The following is a 23,406-nucleotide window of genomic DNA, read 5'->3' as shown; positions in this document are numbered from 1 at the left end:
TGCTGCGCTAACGTGCCGGGCATCCGATCCACGGTCAGCCTGCACGAATGGACCGTGAATTCGCAAATAGCTTTCACAGTTTCGGGAGATTCCGTGTTCTCCTCCACGACCGAGCTGCGCCCGCTGCCCGAACCCGGCGGCCCGCGGATCGCCGCGATCGTGCCCTGCCACAACGAGGCCCTGTCGGTGACCTCGGTCGTCCGCGACCTGCGCAAGGCCGTCCCCGGCATGACCGTCTACGTCTACGACAACAACTGCACCGACGGCACAGCCGAGATGGCCGAGCGGGCCGGGGCGATCGTGCGCCGAGAACGCCTCAAGGGCAAGGGCAACGTGGTCCGGCGGGCCTTCGCCGACGTCGACGCCGACGTCTACCTGCTCATCGACGGCGACGACACCTACGACGCCTCCCGCGCCGGAGAGCTCGTCGACGCGCTGCTGGAAGGCCCGTACGACCAGGTCATCGGCACCCGCACCGGGACGGCCTACCGGCGCGGCCACGCGGCGGGCAACCGCATGTTCAACCTGCTGGTCGGCTCGCTGTTCGGCATGCCGGTACGCGACATGCTCAGCGGCTACCGGGTGCTGTCGCGGCGCTTCGTGAAGTCCTTCCCGGCCGCGTCGCGGGAGTTCGAGATCGAGACCGAGCTGACCGTGCACGCCATGAACCTCCGCGTCCCGCAGGTGGAGGTCCCGGTCGGGTTCAAGGAACGCCCCGAGGGCAGCGAGAGCAAGCTCCGCACGGTCCACGACGGCAGCCGCATCCTGTGGCTCATCGGCGAGCTCACCCGGCACGAGCGCCCGATGCTCTACTTCGGACTGATCTCGCTGGTGCTGGCCGCGGTCGGCCTGCTGCTCGGGTTCCCGGTGATCGCCGAGTTCGCCGAGACCGGCGTCGTGCCCCGGCTCCCCACGGCGATCCTGGCCTCCTCGCTGATGATCCTGGCCCTGCTGATGCTGGTCAGCGGCCTCGTGCTGGACGGCCTGCGCCGCTCCCGGCGGGAGGCGACGCGACTGGCCTACCTCGCCCTGCCCGCCCTCGACGACGACGGAGATGAGAGTGACGAACACCGACACCACCGCGTTCGAGCACGTTGACGACGTCGCGGAACCCGCCGCGCCGCCGGTGCCCGAACCCCGGCGGCGACCGAAGGACCCGTGCGGCCTGGTGTTCGTGGCGCTGAGCCTGCTGTTCGGCTGCGCGTTCGCGCTGATCACGCCGCCGCTGTGGGGTTTCGACGAGACCACGCACTTCTCCCGCGCCTACGCCGTCGACCACGGCCGCATCCTGCCGCAGCTGGTCCCGGGCTCCGAGGTCGTCTACGGCGGGCCCATCCCGGAGACCGTCGCCGAGCTGTCGCACTTCGCCGCCAACGGCTTCAACAACGTCCCCGCCTTCCCGGAGCACGGCGTCGCGCACCCGGAGGCCTACGCCGAGTTGCTCGCCCAGCCGCTCAACGCGCCGCTGGTGGACGTGGGGTTCGTCAACACCTCCTCGTACTCGCCGGTCGCCTACGTCCCCAGCGCCCTGGCGCTGCGCGCCGTCGAGGTCGTCGACGGTTCGGTGGGGCTGGCGCTGACGCTGATGCGGCTGGCCGACGTCCTGGCCTTCACCGGCGTCGTCTGGCTGGCGCTGCGGGCGCTGCGCGGTCTGCGGTTCCGGTGGGTGGTGTTCGTGGTGGCGCTGATGCCGATGACGGTGTTCGTCGCCGGGATGATCACCGCGGACGCGCTGACCAACGCGCTGTCCCTGCTGTTCGGCGCGCTGTTCGTCAAGGCGGTCCTCCTCGCGAAGAGGCTGTCGCGGTGGGAGACCGCGCTGCTGTTCGCGGCCGCGATCCTGCTGCCGCTGGCGAAACCGACCTACGTGCTGCTGGTGCTGCTGCTGCCGCTCGTCCCGGGCTCGCGGATGGCCGCGCGTCGCTGGGCGGGCATCGCCGCGACCGCCGCCGGGGTCACCGGGTTCGGGATCTGGACGGCGCTGTCGGCGCGGACCAGCGAGGGCATGCACACCATGCGCCCGAACGAGGTCATCGACCCAGGTCTGCAGGTGCAGTACCTGCTCACCCACCTCACCGACGTGCCCGGGCTGCTGGCCAGGACCTTCGCGGCGCAGGAGCAGGGGATCGTCACCGGGTTCTTCGGCGTGTTCGGCAGCAGCTTCGTGCTGGCCCCGGCCACGGCCGGGCTGGCGACGCTGGCAGCGGGCGCGCTGGCGTTCGGCATCACCGATCGGATGCGCGCTACCCGCGCGCAGTGGATCACCTCCGCCGGGGTCGTGCTGGTCAGCGCGGCGGCGCTGTTCGGCACGCTCTACCTGGAGTTCAGCCCGGTCGGCCAGTACCAGATCGAGGGCGTGCAGGGCCGCTACTTCCTGCCGCTGGTGGTCATCGCCGTCGCGGTCCTGGCGCGGGTGATCCCGCTGCGCCTGGAGATCCCGCGCGCCCGGCTGCTGCGGGGGGCCGAGGTGGCCATCGTGGTCCTGGTGTTCTACGCGCTGCTCTCCAGCGCCTTCAAGTACGAATTCCTCCTCTAGGAAAGGGAGATCGATGACGCAGATCAGCGGCGACACCCACCTGCAGTCCGACGCGCTGGAGGACCTGACCTCGGCGGTCAACTACCGGAAGTGGTTGTGCTCGCTGGGTTTCCCGCACTTCGGCGACGACGTGCTGGAGATCGGTTCGGGCCTGGGGCACTACGCGTCGGAGTGGGCCGACATGGGCGCCCGGATCACCGCCAGCGAAGCCGACGAGAGCCGCCTGCGCACGCTGCGGAAGCGCTTCGCCCACGACGCCCGGGTGACGGTCCGCGAGCTGACGGTGCCGATCTCCGAGACCGCCGACTACTCCTCGGTCGTGGCCTACAACGTCCTGGAGCACATCGAGGACGACGTGGGCGCGCTGCGCTCGTTCTCCGGCCTGCTTCGGCACGGCGGCGCGATCGTGCTGGTCGTGCCCGCGTTCGAGTTCGCGATGAGCCGGTTCGACCGAGCGATCGGGCACCACCGCCGCTACCGCGCGGCCGGGCTCGCCCGGGCGCTCACCGAGGCGGGCCTGACCGTCGAGCACTGCCACTACATCAACGGTCCCGGCCTGCTGGCCTGGTACGTGACCTGCAGGCTGCTGGGCGGGCGCCCGAAGGAGGGGCCGATGCTCACCGCCTACGACAAGCTCTACGTGCCCGTCGAACGCCGCATCGAGTCCCGCCTGCGGATGCCGTTCGGCCAGTCGGTGTTCGCGGTCGCGCGCCGTCCCTGACTCAGCCGGTCAGAGCTAGTGCCGGGACGTCGGTGCCGCTGGTGCCGACGACGATCTGGCCGTGCAGGTAGGGCACGCGCACGGCGCTGATCCCGTCCGCGCTGATCCGGGTTCCCCGGGTGGTGACGCCGGCGAAGGCGATCTCGGTGGAATCGGGGACGGCGGCGTTGGCTCGATCCCAGCTCTCCCGCGGGCTGGTGCGCTTCAGCTCCTCGTGCGACTTGTTCCGGAAGCGCAGGAAGTTGGACAGCACCTCGGTCAGCAGGAGGTCCTCGACGTCCTCGCCGGGCATCGGGATGCTGGTGATCACCACGAAGTCCGGGTAGCGGTCGGTTCCGACGTAGGCGATGCGCACGTCCCGCAGTTGGGGGCCGAGCCCGGAGGTGCCGACGACGACCGGGGCGGTCGGGCCGTCGGCCAGCACCGCCAGCGGGTGGCCGAGCGCGAACGCGGCTTCATCGACGGTGGGCCTGGTCTTGCGCGTGATCTCGACCACGCGCAGCGCGTCGTCGTAGCTGCGGCCGGTGGTGGCGGCGAGCTCGCGGGCCTGCTCTTCGTAGGACTTGCGGGTCATCGTGCGGATCTCCCCCAGGGTGTTCGGACGTCGCTCGAACGCTACCGGCGCCCCGGAGGAGACCGAACCCTGAAATCCGACCCCGACGGCCTCGACCTGCGAAGACAGTGCGAATATCAGGGTCTGCAGGCGTCCATGCCCGCGACGTCCTCCAGGCCGAAGTCGGCGAGGTGGCCGTCGTCCTTGAACGCGAAGATGTAGCGCTGGCCCGGGCGGTCGGGGATGTCGTGCGCGTAGGTGAAGTCCATCGGCGGGTACTGGTACAGGTCCGGGTAGACGGTCTTGATCTCGTCGAGGGTCTGGCCGAAGCCCGCGCCCTCGGGCGTCCGCATGGCGTCGGTGCCCTGGATCTCCACCACGCCGAGGGTGGGGTGGACGAACACGCCGTTGCCCGGGTGGCCCTGGCCCTCCTCGGGCCGGAAGTCCAGGATGTTGCAGCCCGCCGCGGGCTCGCCCGGCGTCTCGTCGACGACCAGGCCGGTGGCCAGGGCGTCCTGCTCGGACTGGCCCAGGCACAGCGTCTTGTAGCAGTCCGGCCCGATCGGGACGGGTTCCCGTTCGGCGCTCGCGAGTCCGGTGCCGCCGACGGTCAGCGCCGCTGCCAGCGCGCCCGCGATCCCCAGTGCACGTCGCATGGTCACTCCCCGGTGAGTCGGAACGTCCAACACACAGCAGACGTCCCGGACCCGCCCGAGGTTGCCGCGGAAGCGGGGTGCTCCTCCGTTCGACCAGATCGTTTTCGCTTGGTGGACAACGGCTTCCGCGTCAGTCGAGTTCGACCGGGACGATGCCGAGCATCCCGTAGCTGACCGCCCAGTACAGGACGTAACCGAGGAGCAGCACGACTCCGTGCCAGCGGCGCAGGTGGCCGGTGGACAGGAAGTAGGCGGCCAGCGCCGTGAGCACCACCAGCGCGGGGAGGTGCCATCGCAGCACGCTCGAGTCGACCACCAGGCCCCCGGCGAGCAGGATGATGCCGAGCTTGCCGGTCACCGAGAACAGCACGCTGCCGATGACGTTGCCGACGCCGATCTCCGGAGCACCGCGCCGGGCGGGTTCGACGGTGAGGAAGATGTCCTCGACGGTCAGCACCAGCGTCGCGATGGTCGCGCCGAACAGGGTGCCCTCCAGGCCGAACTCCTCCAGGACGCCCTCGGTGCCCATCCCGGTCGCCGAGGCGCCCACGATGAGGCCGACCAGGGCGAGCAGGGCCAGTCCGGCACCGGCCCAGCCGGAGAGCCTGCGGGCCGAGGCGAAGGGCATCTGGTCGGCGAACCCGGGCTGCTTGGGCACGTCGGGCGGCAGCTCGGCCACGGCCGTGCCGCCGCGGTCGCGGGTCGAGGCGAACGCCTCGTAGAGCTCCGCGTCGCGGAACACCGGCTGCGAGCTGCGGGACTCGCGGACCACGACGTAGCCGAGGAACGCGATGAACAGCGCCAGCAGCACCACACCGGTCAGGGCGGTCATCGGCACGAACGCCACGAATCCCACCAGCACCAGGGGTGCGCAGGCGAACAGCGCCAGGTAGTCGCGCGGGATGTTCACCTTCGTCGGGGTGAGCAGCGCGGCGACGGCAAGCACGACGCCCGGCAGCGACAGGGCGGTGCCGAACACGATGCCGAGCGCGACCCCGTCGAGGTCCTCCAGGTTGAGCGCCACGCCGAGGAAGATGTCGTCGAACTCGATGCCGGTGAAGATGATCGCCAGCAGGAACAGCGAAATCCGCAGTCCCGCCGCCATTCCCACGAGGTAGCCGACCAGCTTCTCCGCGCTGTAGATCAGCAGCGCCGCACCGGCGGCGAAGACGAGCATCGATTCCATGACACCTCGAATCCTCGTGCCGACGGGAGCTCACAACACCATGGAGCGGCCGGAACCGGCGGGCAAGCTTCCGCACCACGGGCGGGAGATCATCCGCAACGAGCGGCCGCGATCCCGGAACGGGCGGTCTAGACGCCCAGGATGCGCCGCACCTGCGCCACGTGCCTGCGGGCGACCGGGATGAACTCCGGCGCGCGCGGGTCGGTGATGAGCAGCAGCTCGCCCCGGCCACCGCGTTCGAGTTCGGCGACGCGGCGCATGTTGACCAGGAAACGCCGGTGCACGCGGCAGAAACCGTGCGGCGTCAGGACCTCGTCGACGTGGTCGAGACCGCGCATGGCGGCCTGGATCCGGCCCCGGTCGGTGCTCAGCCACACGGTGTTGCGGTCGGCCTCGGCGTAGCGGACCTCGGCGGGCATCAGCACGACCAGCCGTTCGTTGCGCAGGCCGATGATCCGGTCCGGCGCGGGGGAGGGGACGTGGTCGCCGCGCGGGGTGTGCGGTTCACCGTCGGCGACGCCGAACTCGCAGGTGAACCCGACCAGCCGGTCCTCGACGTGCAGCGGCCGCAGGGTGATCGGTCGTTCTCCGGAGGGCGTGGTGAGCAGCGCGGACCCGGTCCAGTCGGGGGCGCCGGAGGCGCGTCCGGCCGCCCACGCGACCACTGTGGACAGTTCGGCGGCATCGGGTTCCCGGCGGTCACCGGGGGCGATCATCGGGGTCGATCCGGGGAGTCCGAGCAGGTCGGCGGCGGCGTCGTTGCCGATGACGGCGCGCCCGCCGACGTCCACGCCCAGCAGCGGGTTCCGGGTCCGGGGCTGCTGCTCGGCGAACGCGGCGACCAGCCGCCGCCCGTCGGCCACGGCGCGCTGGTGCAGCTCGGCCTCGACGCCGCGCGCCGCGCGCTCCAGCCACCCGGTCGTCCGGTCGGACAGCGGTTCGCCCCAGCGGGAGATGTCGAGCATCCCGATCGGTGCGCCGGTGACGACGTCGCGCACGGCGATGCCCGCGCAGGCCCAGTCGTGGAAGCCCTCGCACCAGTGCTCGGCGCCGGTGACGGTCACCGCCCCGGTGGTCTCCAGGGCGGTGCCCAGGCCGTTGGTGCCGGTGGTGTCCTCGGCCCAGGTGGCGCGCGGGGCGAGGTTGCTGGCCTCGGCGCGGCGCTGCGCCTCCGGGTCGCCGTAGCTGGCCAGGACGCGGCCGGAGCCGTCGGCGACCGCGATGAGACCGCCGGAGCTCTCCATCTCCTGCCCGGCGATGGCGGCGAGCCCGCCGAGCTCGGCGAGGACGACCTCCTGCTCCAGGCAGTGGTCGGCGTGCTCGGGCGCGGCGGGCGCGATGCGCAGCGCCGGATCGACGTCGTAGCGGTCGCGGCAGCGCGACCAGGAGGCGAGGATCTCCGGGCGCACACCCGCTGCGACGTCGCGGCCGGCGGCGAAGTCCTCCCGGGCCCGCGCCACGGGTTCCGCGCTGATCGTCACCGGTAGCCACCTGCCCATCGCCAACGCAGCATCACCGTGACCCCCATCACAGGCTAGCGATCTCAGCTCTCCGGCTCAACCCGTCTGCGCAGGCCACGGGGTTGCGAGATCCGCGCGCCGTCCGGTGCGCGAGACTGGGGGAGTGACTGGTGGGGCGTGGTTGATGCTGGTGTACCGGGTGCCGGGCGAGCCCTCGCGGCTGCGGGCGACCGTGTGGCGACGGCTCAAGGCGGCCGGGGCGGTGTACCTGGCGAACTCGGTGGCGGTGCTGCCGTCCTCGGTCGAGGCGGAGCGGACGCTGCGCAAGCTCCGCGCCGAGATCGAGGGCATGGGCGGCACCGGGCAGCTGCTGCGGGCCGAGGCCCTGGCCGGGCAGGACGAGGTCGTCGCCGCGTTCAACGCCGCCCGCGACGCCGAGTACGACGAGGTCCTCTCGCGCTGCGAGGACTTCCAGGCCGAGCTCGACAAGGAGTCCGCGGCGAGCAAGTTCACCTACGCGGAGCTGGAGGAGAACGAGGAGGACCTAGCCAAGCTCCGCCGCTGGATGGACAAGATCCGCTCCCGCGACACCCTCGGCGCACCTCGCGGCGAGCAGGCCGTGGAGGCCGTCGAGCGCTGCGCGCAGGCGCTGGACGCCTTCGCCGAGCGCGTCTACGCGGCCGAGGCGGAGTGATCTGGTGCCATCTCTCACTGGCACTACCAGCGAAGTCTAACCGCCGTTACACTTCAGGAATGACGCTCGTGACCATCCTCATGTCTCTGGCTGCGGGGCTGCTGCTGGCGTGGCTGGCGCTCGTGGTGGTCCTGCTCGTGATGTGCCCGCGCAAGGGCATGCTGACCGAGGCGCTGCGGCTGCTGCCGGACACGCTGCGGCTGCTGCGCAGGCTCGCGGCCGACCCCGGCATGCCGCGCGGCGTGCGGTTCCGGCTCGGCGCGCTGCTGGCCTACCTCGCGCTGCCGTTCGACCTGGTGCCCGACTTCGTCCCGGTGCTGGGCTACGCCGACGACGCCATCGTCGTCGTGGCGGTGCTGCGCTCGGTGGTCCGCAAGGCCGGTCCGGAGGCCGTGCAGCGGCACTGGCCGGGTTCCGACGAGGGTTTCGCGGCGCTGTCGCGGCTGGCCGGATTGCGCGTGCACGCGGTGGATTAGAGCGGATTTCTCGTTCTTGGAATACTCCACTGGAAACATCGGGGAGATTCGGAAGAAACACCGCCGCATTTCTTGCGTGCGCACCCCGAACCCGAGGAAACTCGGGAGATCGGCGTGACCTCGTTCTCTGCGTGGGGGTGGAATTCCGTTGCGGTTCGACGTGCTGGGACCGGTTCGGGTGCGGCACGGCACCGTGGAGGTACCGGTTCCCGGTCTGCTGCGGCAACGTCTGCTCGGGCTGCTCCTCGCGCACGCCAACACCCCGGTTTCCGCCGAGTGGTTGTCGACGGCGCTGTGGGGCGGCGAACCCGAGCGCCGCGGCGGCAGCAAGCTGCACCTGCTGGTGCACCGGCTGCGCAAGACCCTCGGCGAACCCGAGCGCCTGGTCTCCGACGCGGGCGGGTACCTGCTGCAGGTCGAGCCCGACGAACTCGACTCGGAGCGGTTCGAGACGCTGCTGGACCTCGCCGAGCGCAACTTCGACCCGCAGCGCCGCGCCGACCTGTTGCGCCAGGCCCTGCGGTTGTGGCGCGGAGCGCCGTACCAGGACCTCGACCTGGCCGAGCTCGCCGGTGAGGCGCAGCGCATCGAGGAACGCCGGCTGGTCGGGCTCGAACAGCTGCACGCGGCCGAACTCGACTGCGGCAGGCACTCCTTCATCATCGCCGAGCTCTCCGAGCTGGTGCGCGAGAACCCGCTGCGGGAACGCCTGCACGCCCTGCTGATGACCGCGCTGTACCGCGCCGGACGGCAGGCCGACGCGCTGGCGGTCTACCGCCGCGCCCGCCGCACGATGGTTGACGAGCTCGGACTGGAACCCGGTCCCGCGCTGCGCGATCTGGAGCAGCGCATCCTCGCCGGCGAGCACATCGAGTTCGAGCCGCCGACCGCGCGGCCACCGACGCGACCGGCCCAACTCCCGCACGACGTACCGGGTTTCGTCGGTCGCGACGCCGAGCTCGCCGAGCTCGACCGGCTCAGCGAGAAGGCCGAGGTGCCGATCGCGGTCGTCGCGGGCACCGCCGGTGTCGGCAAGTCCGCGCTGGTGACGCACTGGGCGCACGCCGCCCGGGAGCGCTTCCCCGACGGCCAGCTCTACGTCGACCTCCGCGGCTACGGCCCGGACCAGCCGCTGACGACCACCGAGGTGCTCGCCGGATTCCTGCGCGCGCTGGGCATCCCGGGCGAGGCGATCCCCGCCGACGCCACCGAGCGCGCCGCCCGCTTCCGCACCGTCGTCGACCAGCGGCGGATGCTCATCGTGCTGGACAACGCCGCCGCACCGGGTCAGATCCGGCCGCTGCTGCCCGGCACCCCCACCAGCTTCGTGGTCGTCACCAGCCGCGATTCGCTGTCCGGGCTCACCGCCCGCGACGGCGCCTACCGGTTGGTCCTCGACCGCATGGATTCCGACGAGGCGCACGCGCTGCTCACCGACCGGCTCGGCGAGCAGGTGATGGGCGCCGACACCTCGCGGCCGCTGATCGAGCGCTGCGCGCGGCTGCCGCTGGCGCTGCGGGTCGCCGCCGAGCGCATCCACCAGAGCAGCAGCCGCGACGTCTCCGAACTGCTGGAGGAGCTCACCGACGAGCAGCGCGGACTCGACGCGCTCGACACCGGCGACGAGCACACCTCGGTGCGCGCGGTGTTCTCCTGGTCCTACCGCAACCTGCCCGACGACGCGGCCCGCCTGTTCCGGCTCTACGGCTTCACCTGCCGCCACGCCGGGCACCGCATCGGCGTCTTCGCGCTCACGGCCCTGCTGGGCTGCGACGACGTGCAGACCACCCGGCGGCTGCTGGACGTGCTGGTGCGGGCGCACCTGCTCACCGAGGTCAGCTACGGCCGCTACGAGATGCACGCGCTGCTCGGCGACTACGCCGCGGAGCTCGCCGAGCTGGAGCAGGACCGGCCGGCGATCGTGGCCCGGCTGCTCGGCTTCTACCTGCACACCGCCGACCAGGCGATGCGCATCCTGCACCCCGGCCGCGACCCCGACGCGGGCGGCCTGCCGCGCCCGGTGGCGATGCCGACCCTGTCGAACCAGGAGTCGGCGGTGAAGTGGCTGGACACCGAGCGCCCCAACCTCATGTGCGCCGCGGAGAGCGCCGCGAAGGCGGGCATGCAGGACCTGGTCACCGTGCTGTTCCGGATGCTGCACGGCTACTTCGCCGACGGCGACCGCTACTACGACGACGCGCGGCGCCTCGAAGCCCTGGCCGGAGGAGCGATCCCGGACGACTGCTGAGCGGGCGGTCACCAGGGGGTGGCGGGGATCGACCAGGTGGCGAGGGTGTTCGCCGCGTGGTCGCGCAGGGTTCGGGCGTCCGGGAAGTGATCGGGGTCGAGGGCCAGGACCGCGAGGGTGAGCGTGCCGCCGGTGCGGGTGAGCCAGGCCGTGAGACCGCCGCCGCGGGCTCGGAGGAGGGCGGGGCTGGTGCCGCCCGTGAGCGACCGCATCATGACCGAGGTGGCCGGAGAACCCGTGGGAGCGGCGAATTCTCGGGGTAGTTCGCCGAGGTTCGAGCACAGGCACAGCGGAACCGGGGAGTTCCCGGCGGTTCTGGCGACGACCGCGTCGGGCAGGAGCTGGACCAGCGGTTCCAGCAGGCGCGTCGGGCTCTCCTCCGCCGCTGAGGCGAAAGCCCGCTTGCTGTCGGCGCGGATGGCGGCGAGGTCGGTGACGCGGCCGCCTGCCGGGGTGACGGCGAGGGAGACACCGGTGGTGGCGTTGGAGCGGTCGTCGTCCTCGCGGCGGGTGCTGACCGGCAGCGACACCTTGATCGGCGCGTCCGGCGAGACCCGCCCGGAAGCCAGCAGGATCTCGGTGAGGACCGCGATGAACAGCGTGTTCGCCGAGCCTCCGCGCGCGGCGGCGGCGACGTCCCACGCCTCGGCGTCGCAGTCGAAGACCGCGCACGGCGGGCGCGCCGGGGTCTCGTCGCCTGCGCGCTCGCGGGTCCGGGACGTCTGCGTGCCCGGCGGCAGCGGTGCGCCCTTCGGGGCGCGCGCGGCCCGCAGCACGCCGCGCCCGGCGCGGAGGAGCTGCCCGCCCGCGTCGCGGACGTCGTCCCACCACCGCACCGGTGTCGGCGCCGGACGTCCGGCGCCGACACCGCGCACCGCCTCGACGACCGCGTTCACGTGCACGCCGCCGTCGCCGACGACGTGCGAGACGACCAGCGACAGCACCGATCCGCCCGCCTCGGTGGGCGCGCAGGCCAGCCGCCAGCCGGGACCGCGCACGGGATCCAGGCGCTTCTCCGCCTCGGCATCGGCCCAGGTCAGCACGTCCTCGACGGGTTCAGGGCGTACCGCCACCGGCGGCACCGCCTCCGACGGCACCCAGCGCGCCCGCGCTCCCGGGACGGCGCCGCGCACCACGCGCCTGCCCAGCCGCCCGGTGCCCAGCCGGTGGGCGAGCTCGTCGAGCTCGGCGGTGTCCAGCGCGTGGTCGAAGCGCCACACGCTCTGGTTGGTGACCGGGATGCCCAGCACCCGCTCGGAGCGCAGGAACAGGTCGTCGTCGAAGGTCAGGCGGTTCACCACGCGCGCACCACGACTCCCCACGACGCGAGCTCCGCGACCACGAGCTCGCGCAGCTCCTCGACCCCGCTGATCCGCCCGGGAGCCAGCCCGCACACCGAGATCGTGCTGCGCTCACCGCTGTCGCTGAGCCACCCGGTGACGCCGTCGCCGATGGTGGCGACCTCCTCGGGCCCGGCGCCGGGGTAGTGGGCGGTGGCCGACGCGCTGCGCACCGGAGCCCCGCACAGCTCGCCGGGCAGGCGGCCGACGTTCGAGGCCAGCACCGTCGCCGCAGGTGGTGGCGGCAGTCGGCGCACCACGGCGTCCGGCAGCATCTGCAGCAGCGCCAGCGGCTGCGCGGCCGAGGAACTCGCCGCGAGCCGCTGGTAGGCGCGCTTGCACTCGGCCTTGACCTCGGCGAGGTCCTGCTCCTCCAGCACCGACCGGTCCAGGCCCGCGACGGCGATGCGGGTCGAGTTCGCCCGCGCGTCACCGGGTTCCCGCCCGCTGACCGGCAGCGCCGCCGGGACGACGTCGCCGGCGCACCCGGCCGCGGCGGCGATCCGCGAGAGGGCTGCGACGAACAGCGAGTTGACCGAACCTCCGTGCGCGGCAGCGGTTCTCGCGAGCTCATCGCTGCCGCACTCGACGACGACGTGCGGCACCCGCCACCCCTCCGGGGCCTGCGGCGGGACGGGCCTGGTCGGCGGGGACGACTTCTCACCGCGCTGCCGGTTGACCGCCCAGCGCACGGCGGTCCGCAGCTGCCTCCCGCCGTCGGCGAGATCGTCGAGCACCGTCGGGATCAGCCCGTCCCGCTCGGCCACCGGGACCGGGGTTCCGCCGTCGGCGCGGACCACGGCGTCGAGCAGCGCGGCGCCGTCGGCGATCGCGTGCGCCGCCACCAGCGACAGCACCGCGCCGCCGTCGGTGGTGCGGGCGAACGACAGCTCCCAGCCGCGTCCCGCAGCCGGGTCGAAGTCCGCGGACACCCGCCCGTCGAGCCAGCCGAGCACGTCGGTCACCGGCTCCGGTTCGACGTGCAGCGGGGTGCGGCCGGACGCGCGCACCCACCTGTCCCGGGCGGCCGGGAACCACGCGCGTTCCACTTTCCGGGAAAGCGCGCCCTTCGCGATTCCTTCATGGAAATTTTTCACGCTGGACATATCGGGCGGGGTGTCGAATCGCCAGCCGAACTGGTTTATCGCGGGTGTTCCGAGTCCCCGATGGCGCCGCATGAACAGATCGTCGGCGAATTCGAGTCGTGCTGAGCGGGAAATGACGCCTCCTGCGGTGGAAAACCCCGAGCGAAGGCGCGTTTCACCAGCTTGAAACAACGCGCGTCGAGGTGGTACCGATTGTGGCCAATGCTCGTCCGAGCATGAAACCGACAATGCGGTGACCATCAACACACTCGATTGGGCGTGTGTTGTGGGGATACTCTGCGGCCCTGCGGTCAACGGTGATTGCGCGTGGGGCACTTGCTGAAATACCGGGGGAGATCGCGACGTGGAATACACCGAATTAGCCGACTACCCGCTGCCCGACGGCGCGGTCACCACGTGGTCCCCGGTGTGCGCCCCGGAGTCGTGGACCGACGACGACCGCAGGCTCACCCACGACCACGAGGCGCACCTCGCCTCGGCCGCCGACGGCTCCTGGATCGGCTCGGTGCTGCGCATCCCGCTGCGCCACGACGCCGGAGCCCTGCGCCGCGCCCTGCGCGCCTGGATCGCCCGGCACGAGGCCCTGCGCACCACGGTCAGCCGCGACGGCGAGTCCTGGCGGCGCCACCTCGTCGCCGAGGACGCCGTGGACGTCGACCCGCAACCGCGCGGTGAGCTGACCGGTTCGGCCGCCCACGACCTCATCGCGGACTTCTTCGCCGGGGTCACCCCGGATCGCTGGCCGCACTGCCGTTTCGCCACCGTCGTCGGCGACGACGGGTTCGTGCTGGCCTTCGGCGCCGACCACAGCGTCATGGACGCCTACTCGCAGCTGCTGTTCTTCGGCGAGATCGTCGAGCTCTACGAGCGCGCGCTGGCCGGGGACCGCGACGGTGAGATGGCCGCGCTCGACGTCGGCAGCCACGTCGACCACAGCGCCGCCGCCCGCTCCCTGTCCGAGGTCGTCGACGCCGAGCACCCGGTGGTGGCGCATTGGCGCGAGTTCCTGCACGACGGCGAGTTCCCGGCGATGGAAGGCGCATCGCCGCAGGTCCCCGCGGCGTCGGAGCTGCCGCAGCACTCGCTGTCGCGGTGGGCGGTCCGGCCCGCCGACGCCGACCGCATGGAACGGCTGTGCTCGAACCTGGGCACCGGGCCGCAGTCGGGCGTGTTCGCCGCGATCGCCCTGGCGATGCGGGAGCGGACCGGCTCCGAGCGGCTGCGGTTCGTGCTGCCGATGCACACCCGCAGCGACCGGCGGCACGCCGGTGCCGTCGGCTGGTACGTGGGGCTGTGCCCGGTGGACGTCGACCTGGGTGGCGTCACCGACTTCGGCGAGGTCGTCGCCCGCACCCGCGCCGGCATCTCCGGTGGACGCGGTTGCGTGAAGACCTCCTTCGCCCGCGTCGCCGACATCCTGGAGCTGGACGCCGAGCCGCGCTTCGTCATGTCCTACGTGGACGTTCGCAAGGTGCCCGGCTCCGAGCGCTGGCCCGAGTGGAACGCCCGCGCCCTGCGCAGCCCCGAACCCAGCCGCGACGAGGTCTACCTGTGGCTGGTGCACTCCGACGAGGGCATCAGCGTCTCGGCCCGCTGCGGCCGCTCCGAGCGCTCGCTGCTCGCGGTCGAGAGCCTGATCACCGGGTTCGAGAAGACGTTCACCGAGGTCCTGGGCGCGCCCGAGGCGCTGGAGGTGGGTGCGTGAAGCTCGCCGCGATGGCCGACTGGCGCACCGCGCCCGGCCGCGTCCTGCGCTGGACGCCGACCGCCGCGGCCCGCGCGGCCGCCGCCGACGCCCCGGTCGATCCGGGCCCGCCGTCGGACCTGCAGTCGGATCACCTGGGCGCGTTCCGCGCCTTGGGGCGCAACCGGGCGTGGACCGGGGTGGCCACCGACGTCGACGGCGACCTGGACCGGGCCGCGATGACCCGCGCCCTGCGGCGGCTCGTGCGCTCCCACGGCGGTTTCCGCACCTGGTTCGACCTGTCCGGTCAGGAACCGGTGCGTCACCTGGTGCCCGCCGACGCCGTCGACTTCGAGGTCGAGGAGGTCCCTGTCGAGGAGGTCTCTGCCGGGGAGGGGGACTGGGATTCGGCGCTGCAGGAGCACCTGGCCGCGCGCTTCGACGAGGAGTGCACGCCCGACTCCTGGCCCGGGTTCGCCCTCGGGGTCGTCGAGCGGCCCGGCGGGTTCGGCCTGTTCTGGGGCTGCGACCACGCCTTCACCGACGGTGCCTCGCAGATCCTGCTCGGCTCCGAGCTCGCCGACCTCTACGCCGCCGAGCTCGCCGAGCCCGGTGGACCGGAGATCGTCGAGGGCGCGCTGCCGAAACCCGAGGAGCGCGGGGACTTCCGCGACTACGTGGAGGAACAGCGCGAGGCCGCAACGGGTTTCACCGCCGATTCGCCGGAGGTTCGCGAGTGGGTGCGGATGGTGTCGTCCCACGGCAACCGGCTGCCCCGGTTCCCGCTGCCGCTGGGGCTCGGCGAAGGCGAGAAGGCGCCGGTGCGCATCCGCACCCTCACCTTCCTCGAAGGCGACGAGGTCGCCGCGTTCGACCGGGCTTGCAAGGAGGCGGGTGCGCGGATCAGCGGCGGGGTGTTCGCGGCGGTCGCCGCCACCGAGCGGGAGCTGGCCGGGCGGGACCGCTACTTCGGCATGACGGTGCTCAGCACCCGCGATCGCGGCCCGTACTCGCGGTCGCAGGGCTGGTTCTGCACGTTCGCCCCGGTCGAGTTCGAGGTCGGCGACGCCGGTTTCGGCGAGCTCGCGCACCGCGCGCAGGAGGCGCTGCGCCACGCCAAGCGGCTCGCGCAGGCGCCCGTTCACCTGGTCGTCGACACCCTGCTGCGCAGCGGCACCTGCACCCCGGCCGACATCGGCAGCCCGCAGCTGCTCTCGTACCTGGACCTGCGCTGGTTCCCCGGCGCGGGCCGCCCGGCGGACGAGCGCGGAGTGCACTTCACCGGCACCGGGCGCACCTCCAACGCCTCCATGTGGATCAACCGGGACGCGGACAGCCTCTACCTGCTGGCCCAGGTCCCCGACACGGACCAGGCCCACGACGCGGTCGAGACCTACCACCACCGCCTGCGGGAGACCTTCCGCAGCGCAGCCACCTGACCGTGCACGTCACCGCGGCCGACCTCTGGCGAATCGCCCCGGGCGACGTCCGCGCCTGGACAGCCGTCCCGACCGGCTCGACCCCGGAGCCGGCGCCCCTCTCCATCAACCAGCGCAACCACCTCGCCTCCGCGGCAGCGGGCCACCCCGCGATCTGGCTGGCAGCCACCTTCGAGGTGGAAGGCCCGATCGACGAGCGATCCCTCACCGAAGCCTTCAAAGCCCTCCTCACCAGGCACGATTCCCTGCAGTACGAGTTCAACCCCGACACCGCCACCGCCCTCCGCCACGACCCCGGCCACCTGACCGTCCGCCCGATCCCCCTCCCACCCGCGTCGAACAGCGCAGGCGTCGAGGCGCCGCGGGTGCGGGCGTTGCTGGACCGGGAGTGCGCGCCGTCGACGTTCCCGGCGTTCGCGCTGGTAGCGGTGTCGCGACCGGGGCGTTCGACGGTGGTGTGCGGATTCGACCACGCGCACGTGGACGCTCACTCGATCGCGTTGATCGCGAGGGATCTTCACGCGCTCTACACCGGGGCCGAGCTACCGGTGGCGGGGAGCTTCGCCGCGCGGGTCGCGGGGTGGTCGCGGCCGTCCGAGGCGTCCGGGCCCGCGATGGCGAGTTGGCGCGAGTTCCTGGACGCCGTTGATCACCGGTTGCCGGTGTCGCCGGTGAGGACCGGTGTGCCGGAAGGGGGAACGGCGGAGCAGGTCACGGATCGGCGGCTGCTGGCCGATTCCGGGACCGTCGCCGCGCTGAGCGAGGTCGCCCGCGGATCGGGCACCACGACCTTCGGGGCATTGCTGTCGACGATGGCCTCCGCCGTGGGGGAGGTGCTGCCGGTGCTGGTGCCGGTGCAGACGCGGGAGCCGGAGGACGCCGACGCGGTCGGCTGGTTCACCACCACGGTCCCGGTCTGGGCCGATCCCGACCTGGCCCGCATGGGTGAGCACCTGCGCCGAGCCCGCGAGCGAGCCGAACCGCCGCTGGACCAGGTCCTCGCCTCGCTCCCGCGACCGTTGCGCGCCGACCGCCGCGACGTGTTCATGGTCTCCTACATCGACTACCGAAGGATCCCGAAAACCCCAGCAGCGCAGCACGTCTCAGGAACAGCACCCGCAGACGACGTCCAGCTCTGGCTCTCCCGCACCGACGACGGCGTTCACGTCCGCACCCGCTACCCGAACACCCCCGGAGCTCACCGCGGGGTCACCTCACTGCTGGAGACCTGGTCGTCCGAAATCCGAAAAGCCGTGCGGCAGTAGCGGATCAGCTCCCGCGCAGCAGCGCTCGCGCCAGGTCGCGAGGCGAGCGCCAGCAGTGCGGGCTCGCGGGCATCGGTGATCGGCAGCGGCGTGAGCGCGTCGAACTCGGCCGCCATCGACTCGCTGAGGACCGCCACGCCGAGCCCGCGCGCCGCCAGATCCGCGATCGCCCCCGCCGCACTCGCCTGCAACGCGATCACCGGCTCGACGCCGCGCGTCGCGCAGGCCCGGTCGAACACCGCCCGCAGCCCGGTGCCCGGCGGCATGCACACCACGGGGTGCGCGGCGAGCTCAGCGAGCGACACCTCTGGTCCGACCAGCTCGTGACCCGGTGGGACGGCCGCGACCAGCGGTTCCGCGACGACCGTGAGGCAGTCCAGCCCCTCGGGCCGGGTCTCGGTGCCGATGAGCGCGAGGTCGAGCGACCCGGTGCGGACGTCGTGGACGAGCCGGTCCGAGTTGTCCTCCCGCAGCGACAGCTCCACCCCCGGATGCGCCTCGTGGAAGGCCGCCAGGGCGTCGAACAGCGGCGTCACCGCGCACCCGATGACCATCCCGATGCCGAGATTCCCGCGCAGCAGCCCGGTGATCTCCCCGACGGCCTGCCCCACGGCTCCCGCCGCGGCGAGCGCCGCCCGCGCGTGCTCCAGCGCGGCCTCGCCCGCCGCGGTCAGCTCCGCCGACCGCCCGGACCGGTCGAACAGCTCGGTCCCCAGCTCCTTCTCCAACCGGCGGATCTGCGCGCTCACCCCGGACTGGCTGATGTGCACGCGCTGCGCCGCCCGGGTGAAGTTCCGCTCCTCGGCCACGGCCACGAAGTACTCCAGCTGCCGCAAGTCCATAACCGTTGATTCTAGTACCCATCACAACCATCTGTTGGACTTCTACCTGAGCTCGGAGCAGCCTGGACCCAGAACCCGAGAGGAGACAACGCCATGCGCGAGAAGGCCCGCGAACCCGAAGACCTCACCCGCCTGTTCGTCGAGCGCAGCAACGCCGGAGACGCCGAAGGCGTCGCCGAGCTCTACGAACCCGACGCCGTCATGGCCTACCCGCCCGGCGAAACCACGGTCGGGCGCGCGGCCATTCGAGCTCTCTGGCAGGAGGTCCTCGCCCACAACCCCCACTTCGAACCGGAGCCGCCGCTGCCGACCCTCATCAGCGGCGACATCGCCCTCACCGCCACTCCGCCCCAGGACGGCACGGGTGCTCGCGCCCAGGTCGCCCGCCGCCAACCCGACGGCACCTGGCTCCGCCTCCTCGACCAACCCGAATTCCGCCCACCCGAGTGAACCTCCACGCCCACCACGTCGAAAACCGCGGTTTTCACGCGACGAAAACCGCTGTTTTCGACGCGCGAATGCTGCGGTTTTCGCGCGACGAATGCTGCGGTTTTCGTTGTCAGGGGGTGCTCGGGTGGGCGAGCCAGAGGTGGTCCTGGGCTCTGGTCATGGCCGTGAGGCGGCGGCGTTGGTGGGTTTCGCGGTCTTCGAGGGAGTCCGGTGGAGGAGCGGGTTCGAGCGGGAGGAAGACGGAGCGGAACTCGGACCCCTTGGCGTGCAAGTAGGTTCCGACGAGCGTGTCGGTGGTGTCGCGGCCGTCCCACTCGGCCAGCGGTCGGGCGGCGACGCCGGCATCGCGGAGGACGCGCAGCCAGTGGTCGGCCGCGGCGTCGGTCTCGGTGATGACGGCCGCCGACGAGTCGTCGTCGAGGGCGAGCAGGGCGCCGAGCAGGGCGCGCTCCTGGTCGTGGCCGTGCCACTCGACGACCTTGCCGCCGCCGCGGACCGGCAGCGCCGCGCTCAGCGGCAGCGACGGGCCCTCGTCGAACCGGTTGATCGCCTCCACCTGACCCGCGCGCTCCAGCACCATCGCCCGGTTGCGGTAGTCGTTGCGCAGCGCCTCGCCGCGCCCGTGCAGCGAGATCCCGGCCTCGGACGGCCGCCAGCCGCCCGCCAGGACCTGCTGCTGACCGTCGCCGACCAGCAGCAGCTGGTCCGGCCCGGCCCCGCTGATCGCGTGCGCCAGCCGCAGCCCGGTCAGCGTGAGCTCCTGCGCCTCGTCGACGACCACGCCGGTGTACTGCCGGGGAAGCGGGCGCCGCTCCAGCTCGGCCAGCGCGCGCTTGAGCACGTCGTTGTGGTCGAACACGCCCCGCTCGGACAGCTCCCGCTCGTACTCGCAGTAGAAGCGCCAGGCGTGCGACCGGAAGTCCGACGGCAGCTGCCCGCCCCGGCCCTTCCGCGACACCGTCCGGTAGGCGTCGAACGACGAGATCCCGCGGCCCTTGATCACCCGGTCGATCTCGTCCCGCCAGTACTCCCGCGAGTTCCGCATCCCGTGCAGCACCACGTCCCGCGACCACACCGCGTCGAACGCGCGCCGCACCTCCCGCTCGTCGACCTCGGCCGCGCGCCCGCGCCCGGCCAGCAGGTCCCGCGCCCACGCGTGCAGCGAGCTGAACTCGATCTGCCCGGCGAGCTCCGGTGCCATCTGGTCGAACCGCACCGCAGCGCGCGCCGCGACCCACGGAAGCGGTGAGGTGCACAGCAGCTTGCCGTCGCCGCGCCGCGCCAGGTACGCGAGCCGGTGCAGCGCCAGCGTCGTCTTGCCGGTGCCGGCGGGGCCGCTGATCTGCGCAGGACCCGAGTAGCTGCGCCGCACCGCGCCCAGCTGCGCGTCGTCCAGGAAGTACCGCCAGTCCCGGAACGGCCGCCGCGTCGACGGCGCCACCGGTTCCTGCAGCACCTCGGGAACGCTGCCGCGCTGACGCGGGATGCGCTGCGAGTTCCACATGATCGGCGTCAGGTCGAACGTGCGGCTGTCCAGGTGCCTGGCCAGCGCCAGCGCCTCGTCGGAGGTCAGGATCCGCTCGCCGCGCTTGAGCAACCGGTCCAGCTCGTCCTCGGTGATCGCCAGGTGGTCGGTGCTGCGGCCCTTGCGGCCGGTGTGCTCGATCGGGTGCACCACGACCGCGCGCAGCACCGACTCGCTGAGCATCCCGGACCCGATCGAGGCGCCCGCCAGCAACTCCGCGGTCCACACGAACGCGGCGCGCGAGTCCTCCCAGTCCGGCTCCGCCTCCCGCAGCAGCACCACCAGCACCCCCATCCGGCCGACCAGCACCAGGTCCGGGCGCTGCCGGGGGGTGTGCGGTGCGAACTGGTTGAGCAGCGGGTACCAGCCGTTGTCCCGTTCGGCGGCGAAGCGGTGCAGCACCCGCTTCTGCCACGACGGCAGCGGCCGGTCCCGCAGCTGCACCTCCGCTTCGCGCCGAAGCAGTTCCTGGCGGTGGTGGAAGGTCCCGGTCACGGCGCCTCCTGTTCCCACAAGGCCTGGTCGCGCGCAGCGATGGACACGGTCGGTATCGACATTAATGCGTTGCGTGGCGAATTCGAGCGTGTCGGGACGTCATCACCTGGATGTCGCAGGAGGCTGATCGTTGACGAGGAATTCGAGCGTCGAGATCGGCAGCGCCCCGTGCCCGAGGACCGCGTCGTGGAACCGGCGGATGTCGAACTCCGCGCCCAGCCGCTGCCGCGAGGTCTCCCGGATCCGCTCCAGCTCCAACCGCCCCACCAGGTACGACAGCGCCTGAGCGGGGTAGACGATGTAGCGGTCGACCTCGGAAGCCGCCTCCAGGTCGGACAACGTGGTGCTGGAGATCATCGTCTCCAGCGCGCGCTGCCTGCTCCAACCGAACTCGTGCAGCCCGGTGTCGACCACCAGCCGGGCCGCGCGCAGCAGGTCCTGCACGACCATGCCCAGCCGCATCAGGTCGTCGGAGTACAGCCCCATCTCGTCGGCCAGCCGCTCGGTGTAGAGCCCCCAGCCCTCGGCGTAGGCGTTGAACTCGGCGATCCTGCGCAGCAGCGGCAGCTCGGTGAGCTCCTGAGCGAGGCTGACCTGGAGGTGGTGGCCCGGCACGACCTCGTGGAAGGCGATCACCTCGGACGCGAACCGGGGCCGCTGCTCGGCCCGCAGCGTGTTGGCGAAGTACACGCCCGGCCGGGACCCGTCCAGCGCCGGCCCCATGTAGAAGCCGATCGGGGTGCTCTCCGACGGCGTGCCCGGCACCGGCCGCACCTCGCACGGTTGCTGCGGCAGCTTCCCGAACCAGCCCGGCGCGGCCTGCTCCGCCTTGGTGATGGCCGCGCGGGCGGCGGCCAGCATCTCCTCGCCGTCGTTCCAGCACAGCGACGGATCGGTCTGCATCCGGTGCAGCACCGCCTCCGGGTCGGGCTCGTTCCAGATCCGGGCGCCGAGCGTGGAGATCTCCGCGCGCAGCGACGCCAGCTGCGCCCGGCCGATCTCGTGCAGCTCGGCCGGGGTGCGCTCGGTGGTGGTGTGGGCGTGGATCAGCCGCTGGTAGATCTCGTGCCCCTCGGGCAACCAGCGCAGGCCCGGCCGGTCGTCGCCGCGCGCGTGCGGCGCGATCTCGCCCGCCAGCACCTCCCGGTACTCGGCCAGCGCCGGGTTCACGACCTCGTCGATCAAGCGTTTCCGCTGGTCGGCGAGGTCGTCGGGGAGCTGCTGGGTGAGCAGCGGGTCCTGGTCGGGATGAGCCAGGTGGGAGTCGAGGTGCGCGACCGCGTCGTCGAGCAACGAGCGCACCGGGACCCGTCCGGCACGCACGCCCTCGCGGTGGCGCTGGGCGGCCGCGGCGGTGAAGTCGGGGATGCGGGCGATGCGCCGCAGGTAGTCCTCGCCCTGCTGCCGCCCGCTCACCGGTACCTGCCCGAGGAGGAACAGCAGGCCCGCCACCGGCGCGAACATGTTCCCGCTCAGCGTGTACTCGGGAGAGCGGGAGTCGAGCCGGTCGACGGTGGACTGCGCGTGCTGCACGACGACCGCGATGGTCAGCCGGTCCTCCAGCCCGCAGTGGGTGGTGTCGACGGCCATCGCGCGCACCCGGATGTCCTCGGCCCGCTCGCGGTGGGAGAGCTCGGCGGCAGCGGAGATGTCCGGCAGCAGGTGGTCGCGGCCGGGCAGGCCGTAGAGCGAGGCACCGATCGGATCGGCGTCCAGGTCCAGGTCCAGGAGTTCGTCGGCGAGCTGATCCGGGGTCGTCACGGACCAATCGTGCCCCTTCGGGCCGACATCCGGCAGGGCATCCGGTCCTGCGTTCGAGCGAGGGACAATGGCCGTGTGGACCCGCTGCACGATCCGGACGACGAAACCCTCCTCGACCCCAGGCAGGCCCGAGACCTGGCCGGGCTGGTCGAAACCGCCCGTCTGGCCTCGGCCGTGGTCCGCTACGGCGTGCGCACCCGGGTGGGTGTGGGGACGGTGGTGCTCAACCAGGACAACCCGCTGCCGGTCGCCAACCACGCGTGCGCGCTGTGGGGCACCGGCGCGCAGGTCGCCGGCACGCTGATGGAGCTGGAGCAGGTGTTCGCCGAGGCCGGGCGCTCGGAGGCCGTCGTCTACGCCTCGCCGACGACCGTCGGGGAGATCGAGGGCATCGCCGACGACGCGCTGTGGCGCGCGGTCGAGGAGCAGGTGGTGCTGCTGCACCGCGACCGGGGCTTCAGCCGCGGCGTCGCCAGGCCCGTCGAGGACCGGGACCTGGAGGGCGTCGTCGAGCTCTACGCCGACGAGACCGGCCTGTCGGAGGAGGGCGAGCAGCGCCTGGCCCGCCACCTCGGCCACCGCGCGGACGAGAACCGGGCCGTCCTGCTCGTCGTCGACGACCCGGGCGTGGACCGCATCGCCGGGTTCGTCCAGGGCTTCGTCGAACGCGGCGTGGGTCTGATCGAGCAGGTCGTGGTGCGCCCGGGCCGCCGCAGGCGCGGCTACGGGCACGACCTGGTCACCGAGGCGGCCGAGGAGCTGCGCCGGATGGGCGCGCTGCTCGTCGCGGGCCACGCCGAGGAGGGCGGCACGGCGCAGCGCTTCGCCGAGGCCACCGGTTTCGAGGTCGCCTACGGCGTCACCGCCTACGCGCGCCGCATCGACGACCTCCTCTGACCACCCGTCCCGGCATGTGGACTGGACCAGCCGGGTGAGGTGCGCGCCACGAAATCGCCCCGGCGGAATTTC

At 72.3% G+C, this 23,406-nt stretch carries 20 protein-coding genes; 11 read left to right on the top strand and 9 right to left on the bottom strand.

Annotated elements, in window-relative coordinates; genetic code table 11:
• Positions 1-93 precede the first annotated feature (93 nt).
• The 3 genes from QFW96_RS15390 to QFW96_RS15380 are packed head-to-tail and all read left to right on the top strand — an operon-like array spanning position 94 to position 3,257.
• Positions 94-1,098 carry a glycosyltransferase family 2 protein gene (locus tag QFW96_RS15390; protein ID WP_281456328.1) on the top strand — a complete coding sequence of 335 codons (1,005 nt, stop codon included), beginning with the start codon at positions 94-96 and terminating at the stop codon, positions 1,096-1,098.
• The gene (locus QFW96_RS15385) at positions 1,061-2,536 is read left to right on the top strand and encodes a DUF2142 domain-containing protein (protein ID WP_281456327.1); all 1,476 of its coding nucleotides are present in this window, start codon (positions 1,061-1,063) and stop codon (positions 2,534-2,536) included. The genes QFW96_RS15390 and QFW96_RS15385 overlap by 38 nt, the downstream gene beginning before the upstream one ends.
• Positions 2,537-2,549: 13 nt before the next feature.
• On the top strand, positions 2,550-3,257 hold the full coding sequence (locus QFW96_RS15380; protein ID WP_281456326.1) for a class I SAM-dependent methyltransferase: 708 nt from the start codon (positions 2,550-2,552) through the stop codon (positions 3,255-3,257).
• 1 nt (position 3,258) lies between these two features.
• Here the strand turns inward: QFW96_RS15380 and QFW96_RS15375 are convergent, their stop codons facing one another.
• The 4 genes from QFW96_RS15375 to QFW96_RS15360 form a co-directional block, all read right to left on the bottom strand.
• Entirely contained in the window at positions 3,259-3,831 is a 573-nt protein-coding gene (locus QFW96_RS15375) for a hypothetical protein (protein WP_281456325.1), read from the bottom strand.
• 116 nt (positions 3,832-3,947) lie between these two features.
• Positions 3,948-4,466: a hypothetical protein gene (locus QFW96_RS15370; RefSeq protein WP_281456324.1), complete on the bottom strand. Its 519-nt coding sequence runs from the start codon at positions 4,464-4,466 to the stop codon at positions 3,948-3,950.
• A gap of 130 nt (positions 4,467-4,596) precedes the next feature.
• Complete coding sequence (locus tag QFW96_RS15365) at positions 4,597-5,652, bottom strand: sodium:calcium antiporter (RefSeq protein ID WP_281456323.1); 1,056 nt, start codon at positions 5,650-5,652, stop codon at positions 4,597-4,599.
• Positions 5,653-5,780: 128 nt separating this feature from the next.
• On the bottom strand, positions 5,781-7,133 hold the full coding sequence (locus QFW96_RS15360; RefSeq protein ID WP_281456322.1) for a DNA-binding protein: 1,353 nt from the start codon (positions 7,131-7,133) through the stop codon (positions 5,781-5,783).
• A 142-nt stretch (positions 7,134-7,275) separates the two neighbouring features.
• Here QFW96_RS15360 and QFW96_RS15355 point away from each other — a divergent pair, with 142 nt between their 5' ends.
• The 3 genes from QFW96_RS15355 to QFW96_RS15345 all read left to right on the top strand — a co-directional run bounded on the left by QFW96_RS15355 (position 7,276) and on the right by QFW96_RS15345 (position 10,530).
• Entirely contained in the window at positions 7,276-7,806 is a 531-nt protein-coding gene (locus QFW96_RS15355; protein ID WP_281456321.1) for a Chromate resistance protein ChrB, read from the top strand.
• Between the two features lie 59 nt (positions 7,807-7,865).
• Positions 7,866-8,282 carry a YkvA family protein gene (locus QFW96_RS15350; protein WP_281456320.1) on the top strand — a complete coding sequence of 139 codons (417 nt, stop codon included), beginning with the start codon at positions 7,866-7,868 and terminating at the stop codon, positions 8,280-8,282.
• A gap of 148 nt (positions 8,283-8,430) precedes the next feature.
• Entirely contained in the window at positions 8,431-10,530 is a 2,100-nt protein-coding gene (locus QFW96_RS15345) for an AfsR/SARP family transcriptional regulator (RefSeq protein ID WP_281456319.1), read from the top strand.
• 8 nt (positions 10,531-10,538) lie between these two features.
• Here the strand turns inward: QFW96_RS15345 and QFW96_RS15340 are convergent, their stop codons facing one another.
• The gene (locus tag QFW96_RS15340; protein WP_281456318.1) at positions 10,539-11,831 is read right to left on the bottom strand and encodes a hypothetical protein; all 1,293 of its coding nucleotides are present in this window, start codon (positions 11,829-11,831) and stop codon (positions 10,539-10,541) included.
• The gene (locus QFW96_RS15335; protein WP_281456317.1) at positions 11,825-12,880 is read right to left on the bottom strand and encodes a hypothetical protein; all 1,056 of its coding nucleotides are present in this window, start codon (positions 12,878-12,880) and stop codon (positions 11,825-11,827) included. The genes QFW96_RS15340 and QFW96_RS15335 overlap by 7 nt, the downstream gene beginning before the upstream one ends.
• Before the next feature lie 439 nt (positions 12,881-13,319).
• On the opposite strand from QFW96_RS15335, the gene QFW96_RS15330 reads away from it, so the two are divergent.
• Genes QFW96_RS15330 through QFW96_RS15320 form a run of 3 tightly spaced genes read left to right on the top strand, consistent with a single transcriptional unit; the run spans position 13,320 to position 17,364 of the window.
• Positions 13,320-14,681 carry a condensation domain-containing protein gene (locus QFW96_RS15330; protein WP_281456316.1) on the top strand — a complete coding sequence of 454 codons (1,362 nt, stop codon included), beginning with the start codon at positions 13,320-13,322 and terminating at the stop codon, positions 14,679-14,681.
• Positions 14,678-16,099, top strand: a complete 1,422-nt coding sequence (locus QFW96_RS15325; RefSeq protein WP_281456315.1) for a condensation domain-containing protein — start codon at positions 14,678-14,680, stop codon at positions 16,097-16,099. Before QFW96_RS15330 ends, QFW96_RS15325 begins: the two co-directional genes overlap by 4 nt.
• Before the next feature lie 2 nt (positions 16,100-16,101).
• On the top strand, positions 16,102-17,364 hold the full coding sequence (locus QFW96_RS15320) for a condensation domain-containing protein (protein WP_281456314.1): 1,263 nt from the start codon (positions 16,102-16,104) through the stop codon (positions 17,362-17,364).
• Here QFW96_RS15320 and QFW96_RS15315 read toward each other — a convergent pair.
• Entirely contained in the window at positions 17,298-18,206 is a 909-nt protein-coding gene (locus tag QFW96_RS15315) for a LysR family transcriptional regulator (protein WP_281456313.1), read from the bottom strand. The genes QFW96_RS15320 and QFW96_RS15315 overlap by 67 nt on opposite strands.
• Before the next feature lie 93 nt (positions 18,207-18,299).
• Between QFW96_RS15315 and QFW96_RS15310 the strand changes: the two genes are divergently transcribed.
• Complete coding sequence (locus QFW96_RS15310; protein WP_281456312.1) at positions 18,300-18,656, top strand: YybH family protein; 357 nt, start codon at positions 18,300-18,302, stop codon at positions 18,654-18,656.
• Between the two features lie 109 nt (positions 18,657-18,765).
• Here the strand turns inward: QFW96_RS15310 and QFW96_RS15305 are convergent, their stop codons facing one another.
• Entirely contained in the window at positions 18,766-20,676 is a 1,911-nt protein-coding gene (locus QFW96_RS15305) for a UvrD-helicase domain-containing protein (RefSeq protein ID WP_281456311.1), read from the bottom strand.
• Positions 20,677-20,778: 102 nt separating this feature from the next.
• Positions 20,779-22,437 (bottom strand): DUF885 domain-containing protein, encoded by a 1,659-nt coding sequence (locus tag QFW96_RS15300; RefSeq protein ID WP_281456310.1) that lies wholly within the window; start codon positions 22,435-22,437, stop codon positions 20,779-20,781.
• 75 nt (positions 22,438-22,512) lie between these two features.
• On the opposite strand from QFW96_RS15300, the gene QFW96_RS15295 reads away from it, so the two are divergent.
• Positions 22,513-23,334, top strand: a complete 822-nt coding sequence (locus tag QFW96_RS15295) for a GNAT family N-acetyltransferase (RefSeq protein ID WP_281456309.1) — start codon at positions 22,513-22,515, stop codon at positions 23,332-23,334.
• Positions 23,335-23,406: the final 72 nt, after the last annotated feature.

This window comes from Saccharopolyspora ipomoeae (genome assembly GCF_029952525.1).
Taxonomy (GTDB): Bacteria; Actinomycetota; Actinomycetes; order Mycobacteriales; family Pseudonocardiaceae; genus Saccharopolyspora; species Saccharopolyspora ipomoeae.
The sequence above is the reverse complement of the archived record's forward strand: the minus strand, read 5'-3'. Positions and strand labels throughout refer to the sequence as shown.

Coding starts and splice junctions, on each gene's coding strand:
- QFW96_RS15380 (WP_281456326.1), top strand. CDS start 2,550: ATGACGCAGATCAGCGGCGACACCCACCTGCAGTCCGACGCGCTGGAG.
- QFW96_RS15375 (WP_281456325.1), bottom strand. CDS start 3,831: ATGACCCGCAAGTCCTACGAAGAGCAGGCCCGCGAGCTCGCCGCCACC.
- QFW96_RS15370 (WP_281456324.1), bottom strand. CDS start 4,466: ATGCGACGTGCACTGGGGATCGCGGGCGCGCTGGCAGCGGCGCTGACC.
- QFW96_RS15365 (WP_281456323.1), bottom strand. CDS start 5,652: ATGGAATCGATGCTCGTCTTCGCCGCCGGTGCGGCGCTGCTGATCTAC.
- QFW96_RS15350 (WP_281456320.1), top strand. CDS start 7,866: ATGACGCTCGTGACCATCCTCATGTCTCTGGCTGCGGGGCTGCTGCTG.
- QFW96_RS15315 (WP_281456313.1), bottom strand. CDS start 18,206: ATGGACTTGCGGCAGCTGGAGTACTTCGTGGCCGTGGCCGAGGAGCGG.
- QFW96_RS15310 (WP_281456312.1), top strand. CDS start 18,300: ATGCGCGAGAAGGCCCGCGAACCCGAAGACCTCACCCGCCTGTTCGTC.